Here is a 16995-nt window from a genome sequence, read left to right as displayed (position 1 = left end):
TACTAGCTACACGTTTTTCGCTTCCCTGATGTAGCGCGTCATACTTTGAAGTAGTGCGCGCAGTTTCGCTGGTTTTAGCGGTTTAGCTAAGAAGTTTACGCCTTGGGCTTTACACTGTGTAACTAAGCTTTCATCTGGTGTCGCCGTTATAAGCGCTGCTGGCACCACAATATTAAGTCGATGTCTAATCTCTTCAATCAAAGCTAGCCCATTTTTCTCGCTGTCATGACTGAGCTGATAATCCATGAGTAAGATTTGAGGCTGAATAGTCTCACAGACTTTCAACGCGTCATCCCAATTGTTCGCAAGCACCACATTGATTCCCCATTTCTGTAATAGGGTCTGCATGGCATCTAAGTTCTCTCTTTGATCGTCCACGCAAAGCACGTCCATGCCTGTAAATGTTGTACTGCGGGGCTTTGCTGTAACGTTGGATACCTGTTTTGGCTCAGCTTTATCCAAGCTAAACGCAAAGCAGCTGCCTTTGCCTATTTTCGAGGTAACACTAATATCGCTGTTCAACTGCAGACTTAAACGTCGAACAACCCCCAAGCCGAGACCTATACCGTGTTCCTTGCTTTCGTTCGCGCGGAAAAAGTCACCAAAAATACTGTCTTTTTTATCGGTAGATATGCCAATACCTGTGTCGATAACTTTGAAATAAACGGTGTCTTTTACAGGCTTGATAATGAACAAAACGCGGCCATTTTCCGTGTATTTCACCGCATTTGAAAGCAAGTTTTGGGTTATTCGGTATAAATACGTTTTGTCAGCTTTTACCCAGCACGGGCGTATAATCGCTTTAAAACGAAGTCCTTTTTCCCGCGCGCGCATTGCCATTTCGTCCACAAGTGGTGACAGCAGGGTCCTTACATCAATAGACTCAATATCGGGTTTCATTTCACCTTGATCTAAGCGTGCAATATCCAGCAAAGTGCCAATCAGTGTTTCGCTAGACGTCACGCTATGGCTAAGCTTTTGAATAATGGCTAGCGCTGACTCAGTCAGTTCTTGTTCTTCAAGGGCGCTCACGTAGAGCTTGGCCGCATTTAGCGGCTGCAAAACATCATGGCTTGCGAGCGCCAAGAAGCGGGTTTTACTGGCATTGGCATCTTCTGCAGCCTTTCGTGCCCTTATCAGTTCTTTCTCGGCATCAGAGCGCCGTTCTATTTCAAGTCGAAGCTCGGCGTTTATGGAGTGTACTTCTTCAGTACGCTTCTTAATACGAGCCTCAAGATCAATGTTTGATTCTTCAAGCGCTTGCTGTATTTCCACGTGTCCGGTGATGTCGTTGAAGCTTGTTACGAAGCCTCCGCCAGGTAAAGGATTACCTACCATCTCAATAACCCGTCCATCCATTCGTTGTCGCGTGAAACGATGGGGCATACCAGAGCGCAAATGAGCCAGCCTTTTTTCTACTTCACCGTCTACGTTATCTGTGCCGAACTCACCTTGTGAAGCGTTGTACCGAATAAGCTTTTCTATGGGCGTACCTACTGCCAACAAGTTATCTGGGTAAGGGTAGAGGTTGGCATAGCGTTTATTCCACGCTACTAAATTTAAGTGTTTGTCGACTACGCTAATGCCTTGGTCCATGTTTTCAAGTGACGTGAGTAGTGCAGTCATATTAAATTGCATGGCTTGCGTTGTGTCATCGAAGAAGTTGATAACCTCGGTAAAGTCCATCTTCTTACCACGCAATGCACTGTCTAGTAGTACTTTGGCACTCGACGCGCCAATAACGCCACCCAAGGCGCGTTCGCAAAATGATAAAAACGACTCATTTGGCGTATCGTCGTGCTTTAATTGGCAATTATTGAGTTGCTGATATTGTTCCAACAATTGTTCACAACGACCGGATCCCATAAAGGTCGACAATAGCGTTATAAGATCGGAGACGGTCACGTTAGTTGCCTGCGCTTTAACGGTATTGTTAGTGGAAATGGCAGGAGACACAAAGGCTTCAGCTTGCATTCTGTCGATAAGACGCTGCGGTGCAAAGTGTGAAAAGAGTATGTAAACAAAGCTGTTTGCCGCTAAGCTAATCATAGCGCCTTGGCTAATGAGTTCGTTTTGTTCCATTTGTGAAACTTGCTCGCTCACGATGGGAAGTACAAGCCACAACACCCAAATCACTAGTCCCACCATTAGCCCTGCGTAAACCCCGTGCGCATGCGCGCGCTTCCAGTAAAGTCCGCCAACAATGGCTGGCATAAGCTGGATAACTAACGAGAACGCAATAAGCCCAATTGAATGAAGCGAGCGGCTGCTGGTCATTTGCTGGTGGTACAAAAACGCCATAAGCAAGATAAACGCGATGACGATACGGCGAATAAGCCTGATTTTGCTCGACACGTCCTGTTTGTCATCGGTATTGCCTGTAAATGCAAGAATACGCGGCAGAATCACATCGTTGGTGAGCATAGTACTCAGTGTGAGTGTTGCCACAATGATCATAGCTGTTGCGGCAGAGAGCCCGCCTACAAAAACAATCACTTGAAGAAGAACTGACTCTGAAAATACAGCCAGCGACAGTACGTAAGAGTCGGGCTCGATATTAGCGCCAGCAAAAATGGCTTTGCCTGCAATGGCGATAATAGGAATTACCGCTGAAATAATGGTCAGGTAGAGAGGGAATAACCACCTTGCCGTGCGCAGATGACCTAGGCTTAGATTATCAATAATGGCAACGTGAAACTGCCTAGGCAAACAAACAATGGCCGCTGCCGCCATGATAGTTTGAGCGATGAAAGTAAACGAACCAAACTGCGCCAAGGCTATTTCATTGGTGAAACTTTCGAAGAATGGACCAGACTGGGTGCGCTTCCACGCACTATAACCAACAATGGCAACCAGCACTAACGCCAGCAATTTAATGGTCGACTCGAAGGCGATAGCCAGCATCAAGCCCCGTCGGTATTCGGTGACGTCCGTTTGCCGGGTACCGAAATATATTGCGAATGCCGCGATGAAGCCAGTGGCGGCAATAATAATGCCGTTGCTGTTAGGCTGCTGAGTAAGAAGTTGGAAAGTAGCGCCCACTGCTTTTAATTGAAGCGCGATATAAGGAATAGTGGCAAGGAGCGCGATAAGCGTAACTACCAAAGCTACGGTTTGGCGCTTGCCATAGCGCGACGCGATGAAGTCGGAAATGGTAGTGATGTGTTGCTTCTTGCTGACGAGGGTTAACTTGTAAATAAACTTATAACCCAAGACGTAAACGAGAATAGGCCCAAGCATGATTGGCAGGTAAATCCAAGTGTCTCTACTTGCTTGGCCTACCATGCCGAAAAAAGTCCATGCGGTACAATAAATAGCGAGGGCCAGCGAATATATAGCGGGATGTGACGTTAGTGCTCTAGCGGTGGGCGAGTTCTTTTCACCCCAACTCGCCAGTGAAAACAGCAAGAAGAGGTACAGTACTGCAAGTGTTACCCAACCAAAAACCATAACGTTCCTTTTAACTTAGTTTTAACAATGCTGTCGCTATTATAATCATTTCGACCATGGTCTACCTACGACCATGGTCTCATTTTGAATTTTTCAAGGCAGGTCTAGAGTAATACGCGGGCTCCTAAATGCTTGACTTTGCTGCTTGTGATTGTCTTTCCTCAACCACGTAACACGCAGCAATAACGTTAACAAAGCCGGGCGTTAGGAATATGTAAAATCATAACAATCAATTAACCTGACATGAGGGTGAAACAATGGCATTTAGAAACGAAGAGGACAAAAAAGCGTATTGGAGGGAGAATCTCGCTCTTCTCGCCAAGCTTTTAGTCGTTTGGTTTATCGTATCATTCGGTGCCGGCATTATTTTTGTCGATATCTTAAATGAAATCCAATTCTTTGGCTTTAAATTAGGCTTCTGGTTTGCGCAGCAGGGCGCAATTTACGTATTTGTTGCATTGATCTTTGTCTACATGGCGAAGATGAACGCCATGGACAAACGCTACGGCGTAGATGAGGAGTAAATCATGGACGTTCAAACTTTAACGTTTATTATCGTTGGCGCATCGTTTGCGCTTTATATCGCCATCGCTATTTGGGCTCGCGCAGGCTCAACTAACGATTTTTACGTTGCAGGTGGCGGCGTACCTCCCGTTATGAATGGGATGGCAACGGCAGCAGATTGGATGTCGGCAGCCTCGTTCATTTCAATGGCGGGTCTTATCTCATTTATGGGGTATGACGGTGCAGTATATCTAATGGGGTGGACAGGTGGTTATGTTCTACTTGCGCTTTGTTTAGCTCCCTATTTACGTAAATTTGGCAAATTCACGGTACCTGACTTCATTGGGGATCGTTACTACTCACAAACCGCGCGTACGGTTGCTGTATTTTGTGCAATCTTCGTTTGCTTTACATACGTTGCAGGTCAAATGCGTGGCGTAGGTGTGGTATTCAGCCGCTTCTTAGAGGTTGATATTGTGTCTGGCGTGGTTATCGGTATGGTTATCGTGTTCTTCTACACCGTACTTGGCGGTATGAAAGGCATTACTTACACGCAAGTTGCACAGTATTGTGTAATGATTTTCGCCTACATTGTACCGGCGGTATTTATCTCTATGATGGTAACAGGACATATCCTGCCGCAAACCGGCTTTGGTGCGACCTTAGCAGACGGTTCGGGGGTGCATATGCTGCAGAAACTCGATAATTTGTCTGTCGAGTTAGGCTTTAACGAATACACCTCAGGAACAAAAAGTACCATTGATGTATTCTTTATCACCTTTGCGTTAATGGTAGGTACAGCGGGTCTTCCACACGTAATCGTTCGCTTCTTCACTGTGCCTAAAGTGCACGATGCGCGTAAATCTGCAGGCTATGCACTAGCGTTTATCGCAATTCTATATACCACAGCACCGTCACTAGCAGCGTTTGCCCGTGTGAATATGATCGAAACCATTAATGGACCTGAAATGACGGGAACCAGCTATGAAGAAGCGCCGTCGTGGATTAAAAACTGGGAACAAACTGGCCTTATCTCATATGAAGATAAGAACGGTGATGGCAAGATGTTCTATTCGGGTGACGAGCGCAACGAAATGAAAGTCGACCGCGATATCATGGTATTGGCTAACCCTGAAATTGCGAACTTACCTGCGTGGGTTATTGCACTCGTTGCAGCGGGTGGTGTGGCAGCCGCATTGTCAACGTCTGCAGGCTTGCTGCTGGTTATTTCAACCTCTGTTTCCCATGATTTACTGAAACGAAACTTTATGCCAAACATAACCGATAAAGCCGAGCTCATGTATGCGCGACTTGCTGCTGGGGTGGCCATTGTCATAGCAGGTTACTTCGGTATCAATCCGCCAGGCTTTGTTGCACAGGTGGTGGCATTTGCCTTCGGCTTAGCGGCGTCGAGTTTCTTCCCGGCAATTATTATGGGTATCTTCAGCAAGCGCATGAACGATAAAGGTGCTATTGCTGGTATGATTTCAGGTATTGCCTTCACTGCGGCTTATATTATTTACTTCAAATTTGTAAACCCAGCGGCCAATACGCCTGACAACTGGTGGTTTGGTATTTCTCCTGAAGGTATTGGTACCTTAGGTATGATGGTGAACTTCATTGTGGCTTTCCTTGTGTTCAAAGCAACAGATGAAGCGCCAGAAGAAATCCAAGAACTGGTTGAAAGCATTCGTTATCCTAAGGGTGCGGGTGAAGCATCAGCGCACTAAACTAATGTTGCCTTAAGATAGGCTTTAGCAAAATAAAACCAATCTACTGGCGAAAGTGAGTAGGTTGGTTTTTTCTTTTTGTGAACTGGACATTCCCTATGACTGCGATGGCTAAACAAGTTGAAGACTTTCTCAACACTTCAGCACCTTTTGACATACTGGATAAAGAGCAAAAGCTTGAGCTAGTAAAACATACTGAATTGGTTTACCTGACAGCGGATAATGTGGGCGACCTGCAAAAGGGAAAAGCGTCACTTTTTCTTATTCAAAATGGACAGTTTTCCGTCCAAGATTCAGATGCCCCTTTACGCCATTTAAGTGAGGGCGACTATTTCGGCTACACCAATATAATGGAAAAACGTAATTTTTCATTAAGCATCAGTGTAGACAGTCCAGGTCTGGTTTACTGTTTTGAAGCGTCTGCTGTTACCCCGTTATTTGAACTGCCAGCAATTCGAAATTTTTTTGATGGGCTGCGCAATAATGCCCTTCAAAACCATGCTATTTCCGATAGCAACTCCATGTGGCTTAATAAAGGGCTTGAGGATGTTATTAATAAGTCTCCCGTGTCGGTGGACGTAGAAACCTCAATTACAGCTGCGGCGCAGCTTATGACAACTCAAAAGGTATCGTCATTACTGGTTACACGAGAAGATAAGCTTATTGGCATTATCACCGACCGAGACTTACGTTCAAGAGTGGTTGCCGCCTCTCTCGGTATTCATCTTCCAGTCAGCCATATAATGACGCCTAATCCTGCGCAGATAATGGGAAATAGAACGCTATTTGATGCCTTGGCGCTTATGACCGAAAGGAACATCCATCACCTACCGGTTATCGACCAGCAAACCCTTGTGCCATTGGGTATGGTGACAGCCAGCGATATTATTCGTCATCAGCGTGGTAACGTTCTTTTTATAATTGGAGAGCTAAGCAAAGCGGAAAACCTTTACGAATTAACACGGCTATCCTGGCAATTGCCGCATTATTTCTCTGCTCATGCGAAAAAAGCAGGGGACTATGACATTGCTGGCAAAATTTTATCTCAAGCTACCGATATTATGACAAGAAAGCTTATTGGCTTTTTCCAACAGGCTAACGGGAAAGCCCCCATGATGTTTGCGTGGCTTGTTTATGGATCACAGGCAAGAGAGGATCAGACGATGGGTTCGGATCAAGACAATGGACTGCTTCTTGCTGAGCGGCCAAGCAAAACGCAAGCTGAATATTTCGCAAAAATGGCTGATTATGTGTGTAACGGTTTGGCCAAATGCGGCATTAAACTGTGCGATGGTAATATTATGGCGAGTAATCCTAAGCTTAGACTCTCGCTTGAAGAAGCCATTGAAGAAGCTAAGCGATGGGTAAAAGCACCAACTAAAGATGCGATTATGCACTTTAATATTTTTCTTGATGTTCGCTGCGCAGCCGGGGATATAAGTTTATTTAAGCAGTTGCAGCGTCAAAGGGCCCCCTTGATGAAGCAAAATATGTTCTTAGCAGCGCTTACGAGAAATAGTAACGAAATATCGGTTCCGCTTTCCGTGTTTCAAAAGTTCATTTATGAAAAAGGCCGTAAAGAGAAGGACGTGATCGACCTTAAAACCCGAGCCGTGGCCTTAATCAACAATATCGCCCGTATATACGCGCTAGCTGATGGCGTGACGTTGCCTAATACACTTGCCCGGTTAGACGCGCTATCGGAAAATTCACAGCTCTCAAAAAGAGATGCGACTAACCTACGTGATATTTGGCTGTTCTTAAATCGTTTGCGTTGGCGTCATCAGTTGGAAAATAAAGTAACGGACAATCGTGTGTCGGTTTCAAGTTTATCATCGATAGAAAAGCATCAGCTAAAAGCCGCATTCAAGGCTATAGAGCGAACCAATCAAGCAATGGTTATGAAGTTCTCTGGCGGCGTAAGTTAGCCCCATGATAACGCGAATAATCGAAGCCTGTGCATCGGTACTGTTTGGGAATCGTCAATTCAGAAAGTCGTTACGTGATAAAACGTTGGGCGACACCCCTTTGGCGTCTGTTGATTTAGAACTCACATCGTTAGACCCTGTGACAACTCAAATTACATCGATTGGTTATGTAAGTGGTTCAGCTGGAAAAATTGCGCTTTCCTCCAGTGGCTATCACGTTATAAATACGTCAGCGGACTTAGGACAAAGCCCTGTAATACATGGATTGACCTTAGATATTTTGCAACAAGGCGAAGGCTTGGCAGACGCCATCAATTCATTGCTACCACTACTGAAGACACATGTTCTAATTTTTCACAATGCGCGATTAGATTTGATGGCGCTTGATAGTGCCTTCAAACGGTGTGGATTACCGCAGATGGAAGTACTCTATATTGATACACTTCAGCTCGCACTTTATCAGTTAAACAAACAACATCAGGTGCTACCGAGTAATAGTGCAACGCTAACGGTTTGTAGGCAACGGTTAGACTTACCCGCGTTTCCTGAACACAACGCACTAGATGACGCGCTAGCGACAATGCAGTTGTTTTACGCCCAGCTAAATGAATTGGGAATTACTTTGGAGAATTCACTCGAGTCTTTGGCTCATACGAATGCTGTTGGCCGTTTTAGGCTGGGAGTACTGCACTAGCGTCGAAGACAAGGCAATTCTAGCTATAGCGCTTAGGCCTTAAGTTTTGTGGGATGACTCGGTGCTTTTATTTTGCCAGCGCTTACTGCTGTCGGCGCCACTAGTTGATTTCGCCCAGAGGTTTTGGCCACATACAGATTTTTGTCTGCTTCTAACATGACGTAGTCGATAGTTTTATTGTCATCAGCATGCTTGACGGCTAAGCCAGCACTTAGCGTAACGCGTTCATACTCAGATGCTGCATGAGGAATATTCAGGTCATAAACCGTTCGCAATAAGCGCTCAGTGACAGCCTTCGCGCCGTCTACATCGGTGTTAGGTAGAATAACCAAAAACTCTTCACCGCCAATTCTCACTAATTTGTCCATGGGTCGAAGTAGGGCGTCGTTGATCGTTTTACTGACCTTCCACAAACAGCTATCGCCATCTATATGACCATACATATCATTGAACAGTTTAAAGTGATCAACATCAAAAATAACCAAGGAGAGAGGAGTAACATTACGTAACCCATCTCTCACTAAACGGGGTAAATAGTCATCTAAATAGTGGCGATTGTAGGCACCTGTTAACTTATCTACATAGATAAGCTTTTCGAGCAAATCGTTTCTAAGCTTATGATTGATGTGTGATTTTACACGGTTGCGTAGGGTACAAGCGTTTACCGGCTTCACCACAAAGTCTACGCAGCCTGATTCCCAACATCTCGACTCTTCTTCATCACTTGACGAAGAGGTCACGAAAATAATAGGAATGTGAGCACACAACGGCTTTTTTCTTAACAATGCGGTGGTCTGATGCCCGTCTATTTCGGGCATTGAAACATCCATGAGGATTAGGTCAGGCGTATGGTACTTGCAATATTCAATTGCTTCTTTACCTGAGCCCACAGAGGCGCAGGCGACTGTGTCTTCAAGTAAAGTTTCCAGAACAAGTCTGCTGCTGGCTTGGTCGTCGACAATCAGTACTTTGCAATCTGCTAAAGTTCGGTCGCCAACTTGTTCAATATACACAAGTACTCCTAAACACAAAGGTGAGTGTTCAGGTTCAAGAGTACGCCTAATTTTAGAAAATGTGGATTAACCAAAAGTTTAATATTTAACCATTTGGTTCAATTTCACTCTTATCTTCTTACTTTATATCGTTTCTAGGAAAACAAATTAAACACTGCAAGACCAAATACGCCGAAGGTACACAGCGTGCCTATCATATAAAAATAGCTTCTCGGGCTTGGATTTTTTTCTGTAGCGATTGCGTAATACAGTCCCATATGAATGATGCGACTTAGCGCGTAAATCCAAACAAGTGCTGCAAGTATGCTGGTTGATGCGCCAAGAAAAATGCAAAGAAGAGCTGGGAGCGTAAACTGATGAATATTTTCGAGCGAATTGTGAAATGTTCTGTGGCTTCTGAATACGAAACTATCATGACTCAATTCCTCGCTGACTTTCCCTGGAATATAGCGAGACTGTTTTCTGTGAGCGATAGCGGCAACGATGTTTTGCACGAAAACGGTAAAGCTTATAAGCAAAAGGCCCGCAATACTATATGTGTAGACTGTGAACACGTGAACTCCTTTCTTTATTCCTTGAATGGATTCAGACGACTGGTTAGATGACAACGAAGGCCTGTTTAAACATGCCCGTGACCAACTAACCGTTTAATGTTTCTACGCCGAGACTTGTTGAAGAGATCGAAGCACATGCATAAATCGATGAACGAAAGCACTAATTTTTAGTGCTTTCGTTTTCAGCGCTTTTCTTTGCAAGAGGGATTACAGCGCCGCTTTAACATCGTTTGGAAGCAACACAGTATCGATCACGTGAATAACACCGTTACTCGTCATGATGTCGGCTTTAATCACATTTGCGTCGTTTATCATAACCTTATTCATATCAGTTGAGACCATTACCTTGCTTCCTTCAACGGTAGTGGCATCAGATAGCCCAGCTACATCTTTTGCTGTGACTTTACCCGTTACTACGTGATAAGTGAGAATTTTAACAAGGGTTTGTTTATTCTCAGGTTTCAATAGCATTTCAACGGTGCCTGCCGGCAGTGCAGCAAAAGCTTCATCGGTGGGAGCGAAAACAGTGAATGACCCATCTCCCTTTAGTGTAGTAACCAAGTCGGCAGACTTAACTGCGGTGACAAGTGTAGAGAACATGTCGTTGCTTGCAGCGGTGTCGACAATATCTTTATGCCCATCCTTGGCATGATGGCCGGCAAGCGCTGAGGCACTCAATACAACTAAGAAGAACGCACTAATTAACTTTTTCATATTCTTTCCTTTTACCTATTACATTACGTTAAGTGAAATTCAACATCCTTCGTTTCGCCAACTACTGACCTACGCCACTGAAAGCTACTGAATTGAGAATTGTTACGGCACTTCAGGGAAATTTGATGATTAACTTTGTGTAATGCCAAGTCGCAATGTATGAGCACCTAAGGAAGCGAGTAAAATTATGCGTTGAACGAGCTTTAAACTGGGTTGTAAATAAAATGTAAATTCATGGCGCGCTGCTATACTTAATCTATCGAGTAAATAAGAAAGGTGCCTATTATGAATGCTCGACTCGCTGTTCCTTTGCTGTTATGCATAGTGCTTGCCGCTTGCCAATCCACAGATAATCAGCATGTAAAAGCTGCGCCCACTTTGTTAAATGACAGTCTCTTTCCTTCCTATACGTTATTTCCAGTAGAGTCTTCAGATGAAATTTTTTACTTAGACGAAGACGCACAGTTTTTTGCCGAAAGGGCAGTTTACGAAAAAAGTATCCTGCAAAAGAATGTAAAAGGGTTAGTAAAAGCAATTTTCGATCATTCTGATCATGGGATGCTTTATCGTAACAGCGCAAATACAACGGCAAATACAACATTTAATAACCGAGCCGCGAACTGTCTGTCTCTTTCTATTATGACGTACGCTTTGGCAGAACACGTTGGACTCAATGCAACATTTTACGAGGTGGAAATTCCGGAATACTGGACACGACGAGAAGGGTATAGCTTACTGAATGGGCACATTAACCTTCGACTCTCATTGCCAAATGAAAGTCCTGTTGCAGCTGTGGGAGGAACGTGGGCAGACGTTGATTTTGATCCACAAATGCTGCGAAATTACTTCCCAAGAAATGCCGTTTCCAAAAACAAAGTAATAGCAATGTATTACAACAACAAAGGAGCGGATGCCTTAGTGGCGAACAGCTACACTCGGGCCTATAGCTATTTTCGTGCAGCAGCAAAAGTCGCTCCCGAACTTCAGCAGAGCTGGGTGAATTTAGGTGTGCTTTATAGAATGGTGGATGAATATGAGCAGGCTGAAATGACATACAAACACGCACTATCGCTAAATGAAGAAAACTTAACCGCATGGGAAAATTTATCCATTCTTTACACTTATCAAGATAGAGATGACGAGGCTTTAAAAATAACACAAATGGTAGAAGCTAAGCGGAAGCATAATCCATATTACCATTACATTTTAGGAGAACAGGCACTTGAGGCAGGTGATATTGCATTGGCAATAGTTCATTACGAAAGAGGACTAAGACTTGATAACGCGCGCCATGAGATTCTATTTGGGATGGCAAAGGCCTATCACGAGTTAGGTGATGTAAGTGAAGCTCAACGTTATCTAGAGCGAGCGGTCAGGTATTCGCCCAATGAGCAAGAAAAGCAACGCTATTCTTCAAAACTGGCAACGTTAGCAAGCAGCTAAAAAAAAGCCGCAGACTAGCTGCGGCAAAAGAATAACACTACAAAAGGAACTTAATTTATATAACGCCCAGCTCACGAAGGCGCTCTTGCAGGTATGACCCTGCGGTATGACGTTCTGAAAGAACAACATCTGGTCTAGGGTGTAAGAACAGTGGCAATGAAATACGAGATTTCGTCATGTCAGCACCATCTGGGTTTACAACCCTATGCGTAGTTGATGGGAAGTATCCGCCAGACGCTTCTTGAAGCATGTCGCCAATATTCACAATCAAGTTCCCGAAATCACAAGGAACTTCAATCCAACTACCGTCTTTAGCTTGTACTTGCAATCCAGGCTCGTTGGCTGCAGGCAAGATAGTAATCAAATTAATATCTTCGTGAGCAGCTGCGCGAATTGCGTCTACTTCTTCATCACCTTTTAGTGGTGGGTAGTGCAGTATACGTAGCAAAGTTTGATCAGAATCTTTGATCATGTCACCTAGCGGTTGACTGTACTTATCGCTCACCTCTGAAGGAGAATGTTTTTCTATCCAACCCAATAGCTCTTTCGCTAGTGTATTTGCCTCCTCATAGTACTGAGAAATCTGCGGGTGTAGCGCTTCTGGACACTGACCCCACGGATAGAAGTGGTAATACTCTTTAATGTCTTTTTTCGTAAAGCCTTTGGCTACCTCAGATACGCTCTGAGGGAAAAATCCGTCTTGTTTACCCTTGTTGTACAGGTAATCGTTCTTCTCTTCACTGTCGAAGAAGCCCTGCCAATTGTCGTAAATACCTTGAACTAATGACTGTCGGATAGGGTGATTTTTTAAAACACCGAACCCTGTCTCGCGAAGTGACTTCACGAATTCTTCTTGTGCGTTTTCCGCTTGGTAATCAACAGCAACTAATTGCATAACTTTATCCCGTATATTTTGACTGCGGCATTATAAAGGTAGACGGGCTACAGAAAAAAGTCGCAGAAATTGACATAAATCAACCCCGCGAGGAATTTGCGCGTAATTTACAGAAACCTGACCAGTTAGTCTAGTAAAATATTGACCAACTGGTCCAAATTAATGAAATTTAACCAAGAGAGAGGTAAAAGCCCGCTAGCGCGGCACTCATTAAGTTAGATAACGTTGCAGCAATAACAGCTTTTAACCCCAGCCTCGCAATTTCTTTTCTGCGTGTTGGTGCCATGGCACCAATTCCACCCATCAAAATAGCGATAGAAGAGAAGTTTGCAAAACCACAAAGTGCAAAGGTGATAATGGCCTGAGATGCTTCAGATAGCTGTGATTGGTTCTCTAGGAAGTTTAGGTAGGCGACAAATTCGTTAACTACCATTTTCTGACCAATAAAGCTGCCTGCAAGTTGCGCTTCCTCCCATGGTACGCCGATTGCCCATGCAAGAGGTTGAAGCACATAACCCAGGATCCCTTCAAACGTCACGTTTTCATAGCCAAACAACCCTGCTGTCCAGCCAATAAGACCGTTAAACATGGCAATAAGTGCTATGAAAGCGAGTAGCATTGCACCTACGTTCAACGCAAGTTGCATGCCTGATGCTGCGCCACTGGCGGCTGCATCAAATACATTGGCGTAGCCGGTATCTTCCGCATCTACGTCATGTAAATCTTCATTTGGCTTACTGGTTTCTGGCAACATGATTTTTGCCATAAGTAAGCCACCTGGAGCAGCCATAAAGCTGGCTGCTAGCAAATACTTAAGATCTACCCCCATGCCTGCGTAGCCCGCCATTACTGAACCAGCAATTGACGCCAAACCACCCACCATAATGGCAAATAGCTCAGAACTCGTCATGTGTGGAATAAAAGGGCGAACCACAAGAGGCGCTTCTGTTTGGCCCACAAAAATGTTGGCAGCAGAAGACATGGATTCAGGTCGGCTAGTTCCCAGTGCTTTCTGTAAAAAGCCACCGATAACCTTGATGATCAAACCCATTACTTTTAGGTGATAAAGAACGGCAATAAGCGCCGAGAAAAACACGATAACTGGAAGCACGTTAAAGGCAAAAATAAACGCTATCGACTTGTCGCCAATAGGACCGAACAAGAAATTAATGCCTTCTTGGCTATAAGCAATGATGTTGGCGACAAAACGCGTCGCGCTCAACAATACTTCTTTACCAGGTTCAGAATACAGGACAAACGCGCCAACGGATGCTTGAATAGCAAATGCGCCACCAACGGTGCGCCAATTTATATTGCGTTTCGCCGATGATAACGCGAAGGCAATACCCAGAAGTACTGCAATGCCCAGTAAACTCACCATAGTTATGTTCCCTTAAAGAAGCGCTTGCTGAATGTGTGATTTGATCACATCTAATGCAATTTGGTTTTTGCCGCCTTGCGTCACTACTACGTCGGCAGTGAAGCGGCTAGGTTCAATAAATTGATGATACATAGGCTTAACAGTTTCTTCGTACTGTTTTGCCACCGACTCAATACTACGACCGCGTTCTTTTAGGTCGCGCATCATTCTGCGCATCAAACAAATATCAAGAGGAGTATCAATGAAGATCTTCACGTCGTACAAAGGAAGTAGATCAGTACGAGCAAGTAGCATGATACCTTCAAGAATAATGACTGGCGCAGGATTTAGACGCTCAGTTTCAGGCAAACGCGTATGCGTTTTATAGCAGTAATGTGGATAGTCAATAGGCTGACCATCGCGCAATGCTTGCAAGTGTGCTTTTAAAAGCTCATGTTCAAAGGCATTCGGGTGATCATAGTTGTTCTTCTCACGTTGCTCCATGGGAAGATGATCTTGCGCACGGTAATAGTGATCCTCGCGCAGCACTTGAACAGGGCGGCCTTGAGCACTGAAACCGTTAAACAAATTTTTTGTAAAAAGAGACTTCCCAGAGCCAGAAGCTCCAGAAATGGCAATAATAAGTGGCGATTGCATAGTACTATAAAGCTGATTTTGTTGGTGCAAAGATACGCGTTTAGGCCTCGCGAATCAATGTTATATTCACAAGTTCTCGGTTTTTGGATCGGTCTTTGCTAGAACTTTATCGTATTTTCAAGGTATTGCAGGGCGTTTAGTCAGCTTACAAAAAATACCAAAAAGTTCTCCAAGTGGTCAGTTTTTAACTGAACAAGTCAAAATATCGCTAGTTACCAATTATCTCTATATCGTCATCCTTAATACTCGGTAATGCATACGAATGCTGCTTCGAGCGAGAGCCCTCACCCTGAGCCCGAGGTGGATAGTATATTTCTTTTTCTTCAGTGAATCCGGCAAACACTTCATCAAGGGCTGCACGGATCTCGCTCAAGGTTTTGTCTAAATTCGCGTTGAAGTCTGGCCTTTTGCGTTTAGTATGCCCAAGTTCAATCAGTCTACCAAAGCTCTTGTTAGCAAGAATCATAAGTTCATGTGGTACATCTTTATGCGGAGGAAGCGGCTGATTGGGGTACTCAATACAAAACTTAACTAAAGCAGTATAGAAACATAATGGCTTATTCTGTAGTGCAACTACCTTGTCATCAACACCGTTTGAAAGTGTTTTATCTTTGAGATTAATAATGAGCTTCGGTGTTGGCGGCAGCAATTCTTCTTCAACAGCCGACACTTTCTTACGCTTTTTCGTTGCAATAGAAAATACTGGAAGTAGTAAAAGTGAGCAGAGCAATGCTATAAAACTAAATCCTACTCCACTCCATGACGACTTACTGCGCATTTCAAGTACAATACGTTGCTCTGCATTTATCAGTAAGGTAGATGTCACGTTAGGGTATTGTGTGAAATCTTGAGATTGAACGCTGATTTCCTGAATATGGCTCACTAAAATAGGATAGCCTTCTTTGGTTAGTTCGCTATTTAATCTATCTAAATAGCTATAGATAGCATGCTGATTGACCGGCGTATTAAGCGTTACATTGCCCACATCTAGAAATGCGCTGTCTAGGCTTATACGACGTTCGACTTTATCTTGCGCTTCATGAATATCAGCCTTAAATGAAAAGTACTGGCCAATCAGCGCGATAGTCTGTAAGCACAGAAATAGCAGTGCCCAGTTTAACGTTATGCATGCAGGCGATTTGAACTTAGGTTTGATCATTTGTTACACCCCGCTTCAAGTGTAATATTTTTGTAATATGGTCGCGGGCGAGCCATTGCTATTTCATGTACAACAGACTGCATAGCACAGAACAAATCGGTGTTTTGTGTCTGCATTTTCAGGTACCACTGCATTCCACCTATGCTTTCTTGTAACGGTGTTGCGTAATTTCTTGAAAAGCGATCACTGTCATCTTCAGCCCAATAAGACGAAATAATGTCAACATCACCTGCTAACAGTGCTCTGCGAAGCTCTTGATGGGAACTGTAATATACAATTGATACGTTTGTGTCGCTTAACCCTAAATTTTGTAGGATAGTTTTGGGTACAATGTGGCCTGAGCGACTACTTGGGTAATCTAATAAACCAATTTTTTTACCGAGCAAGTATTCTTTACTTAATTGCGGGCGTTCGCGTAACGCAATGAAAAAGGCGCTGTAATTAGGGTGCGATGCCACTTTAGACAGCCCATATATTTGGTCAGCGCCAAACGCGTCGACCACGTTCTTTTTCACTAATGCAAGGTCAACAACGCCGTGGTTGATGTAGCGAAACGTGTCATAGTCGCTTTGACCGATGATAATTTTTACTTCGCCGAATTGCTTCTTTATTGTGCTGTCAGCGCACAATCTATCTCTTGCCATTTCAGCAATGCGACCGTCGGTAACATACACTGAAAAAATGTCGCTATTCGCACTTAATTTAGTTTTGCAGTATAAAAATTGACCAGCTTGTGGGGTGATGTCACTATAAACATTGTTTTTTTGTAAATAGCTAAAAGTACCGCACGCGATAGCGACGATGACAAATAATATCCACTTTCCGGAGGCAACAATTCTAAAATTCGCCAAAAAAACGACCAAATGAATTAACGATTTATGTGGGGATTTCATC

Annotated in this window: 14 protein-coding genes; 5 read left to right on the top strand and 9 right to left on the bottom strand. The window is 44.0% G+C overall.

The genetic code is table 11. From position 1 onward, the window contains the following. Nucleotides 1–6: 6 nt before the first annotated feature. Entirely contained in the window at nucleotides 7–3450 is a 3444-nt protein-coding gene (locus BIZ39_RS14215) for a PAS-domain containing protein (RefSeq protein WP_187447293.1), read from the bottom strand. 257 nt (nucleotides 3451–3707) lie between these two features. Between BIZ39_RS14215 and BIZ39_RS14210 the strand changes: the two genes are divergently transcribed. The 4 genes from BIZ39_RS14210 to BIZ39_RS14195 all read left to right on the top strand — a co-directional run bounded on the left by BIZ39_RS14210 (nucleotide 3708) and on the right by BIZ39_RS14195 (nucleotide 8306). After that, nucleotides 3708–3974 carry a DUF4212 domain-containing protein gene (locus BIZ39_RS14210; protein ID WP_014950817.1) on the top strand — a complete coding sequence of 89 codons (267 nt, stop codon included), beginning with the start codon at nucleotides 3708–3710 and terminating at the stop codon, nucleotides 3972–3974. Nucleotides 3975–3977: 3 nt separating this feature from the next. Then, nucleotides 3978–5684 (top strand): sodium:solute symporter family protein, encoded by a 1707-nt coding sequence (locus BIZ39_RS14205; RefSeq protein WP_014980378.1) that lies wholly within the window; start codon nucleotides 3978–3980, stop codon nucleotides 5682–5684. A 98-nt stretch (nucleotides 5685–5782) separates the two neighbouring features. Next, entirely contained in the window at nucleotides 5783–7612 is a 1830-nt protein-coding gene (locus BIZ39_RS14200) for a putative nucleotidyltransferase substrate binding domain-containing protein (RefSeq protein WP_061095920.1), read from the top strand. Between the two features lie 4 nt (nucleotides 7613–7616). Beyond that, on the top strand, nucleotides 7617–8306 hold the full coding sequence (locus BIZ39_RS14195) for a 3'-5' exonuclease (protein ID WP_039231290.1): 690 nt from the start codon (nucleotides 7617–7619) through the stop codon (nucleotides 8304–8306). 32 nt (nucleotides 8307–8338) lie between these two features. Here the strand turns inward: BIZ39_RS14195 and BIZ39_RS14190 are convergent, their stop codons facing one another. The 3 genes from BIZ39_RS14190 to BIZ39_RS14180 form a co-directional block, all read right to left on the bottom strand. Continuing rightward, a complete protein-coding gene (locus tag BIZ39_RS14190) occupies nucleotides 8339–9319 on the bottom strand; it encodes a diguanylate cyclase domain-containing protein (protein ID WP_039228605.1) in 981 nt (326 codons plus the stop codon). A gap of 134 nt (nucleotides 9320–9453) precedes the next feature. After that, the gene (locus tag BIZ39_RS14185; RefSeq protein ID WP_014950813.1) at nucleotides 9454–9873 is read right to left on the bottom strand and encodes an MAPEG family protein; all 420 of its coding nucleotides are present in this window, start codon (nucleotides 9871–9873) and stop codon (nucleotides 9454–9456) included. Nucleotides 9874–10080: 207 nt separating this feature from the next. Beyond that, a complete protein-coding gene (locus BIZ39_RS14180) occupies nucleotides 10081–10587 on the bottom strand; it encodes a fasciclin domain-containing protein (RefSeq protein WP_187447292.1) in 507 nt (168 codons plus the stop codon). Nucleotides 10588–10872: 285 nt separating this feature from the next. Here BIZ39_RS14180 and BIZ39_RS14175 point away from each other — a divergent pair, with 285 nt between their 5' ends. Then, nucleotides 10873–12030: a tetratricopeptide repeat protein gene (locus BIZ39_RS14175; RefSeq protein WP_061095918.1), complete on the top strand. Its 1158-nt coding sequence runs from the start codon at nucleotides 10873–10875 to the stop codon at nucleotides 12028–12030. A 55-nt stretch (nucleotides 12031–12085) separates the two neighbouring features. On the opposite strand, the gene BIZ39_RS14170 is transcribed toward BIZ39_RS14175, so the two are convergent. The 5 genes from BIZ39_RS14170 to BIZ39_RS14150 all read right to left on the bottom strand — a co-directional run. Beyond that, on the bottom strand, nucleotides 12086–12925 hold the full coding sequence (locus BIZ39_RS14170) for an isopenicillin N synthase family dioxygenase (RefSeq protein ID WP_168463570.1): 840 nt from the start codon (nucleotides 12923–12925) through the stop codon (nucleotides 12086–12088). A gap of 169 nt (nucleotides 12926–13094) precedes the next feature. After that, nucleotides 13095–14306 carry a NupC/NupG family nucleoside CNT transporter gene (locus tag BIZ39_RS14165; protein ID WP_014950809.1) on the bottom strand — a complete coding sequence of 404 codons (1212 nt, stop codon included), beginning with the start codon at nucleotides 14304–14306 and terminating at the stop codon, nucleotides 13095–13097. A gap of 12 nt (nucleotides 14307–14318) precedes the next feature. Then, complete coding sequence (udk, locus tag BIZ39_RS14160) at nucleotides 14319–14942, bottom strand: uridine kinase (RefSeq protein ID WP_014950808.1); 624 nt, start codon at nucleotides 14940–14942, stop codon at nucleotides 14319–14321. A 208-nt stretch (nucleotides 14943–15150) separates the two neighbouring features. After that, a complete protein-coding gene (locus BIZ39_RS14155) occupies nucleotides 15151–16101 on the bottom strand; it encodes a hypothetical protein (protein ID WP_168463569.1) in 951 nt (316 codons plus the stop codon). Then, on the bottom strand, nucleotides 16098–16995 hold an 898-nt coding region (locus BIZ39_RS14150; RefSeq protein WP_187447291.1), incomplete at its 5' end, for a PhnD/SsuA/transferrin family substrate-binding protein. The genes BIZ39_RS14150 and BIZ39_RS14155, both read right to left, overlap by 4 nt.

The organism is Alteromonas sp. BZK5, assembly GCF_014349115.1.
Classification (GTDB): Bacteria; Pseudomonadota; Gammaproteobacteria; order Enterobacterales; family Alteromonadaceae; genus Alteromonas; species Alteromonas macleodii.
The sequence above is the reverse complement of the archived record's forward strand: the minus strand, read 5'-3'. Positions and strand labels throughout refer to the sequence as shown.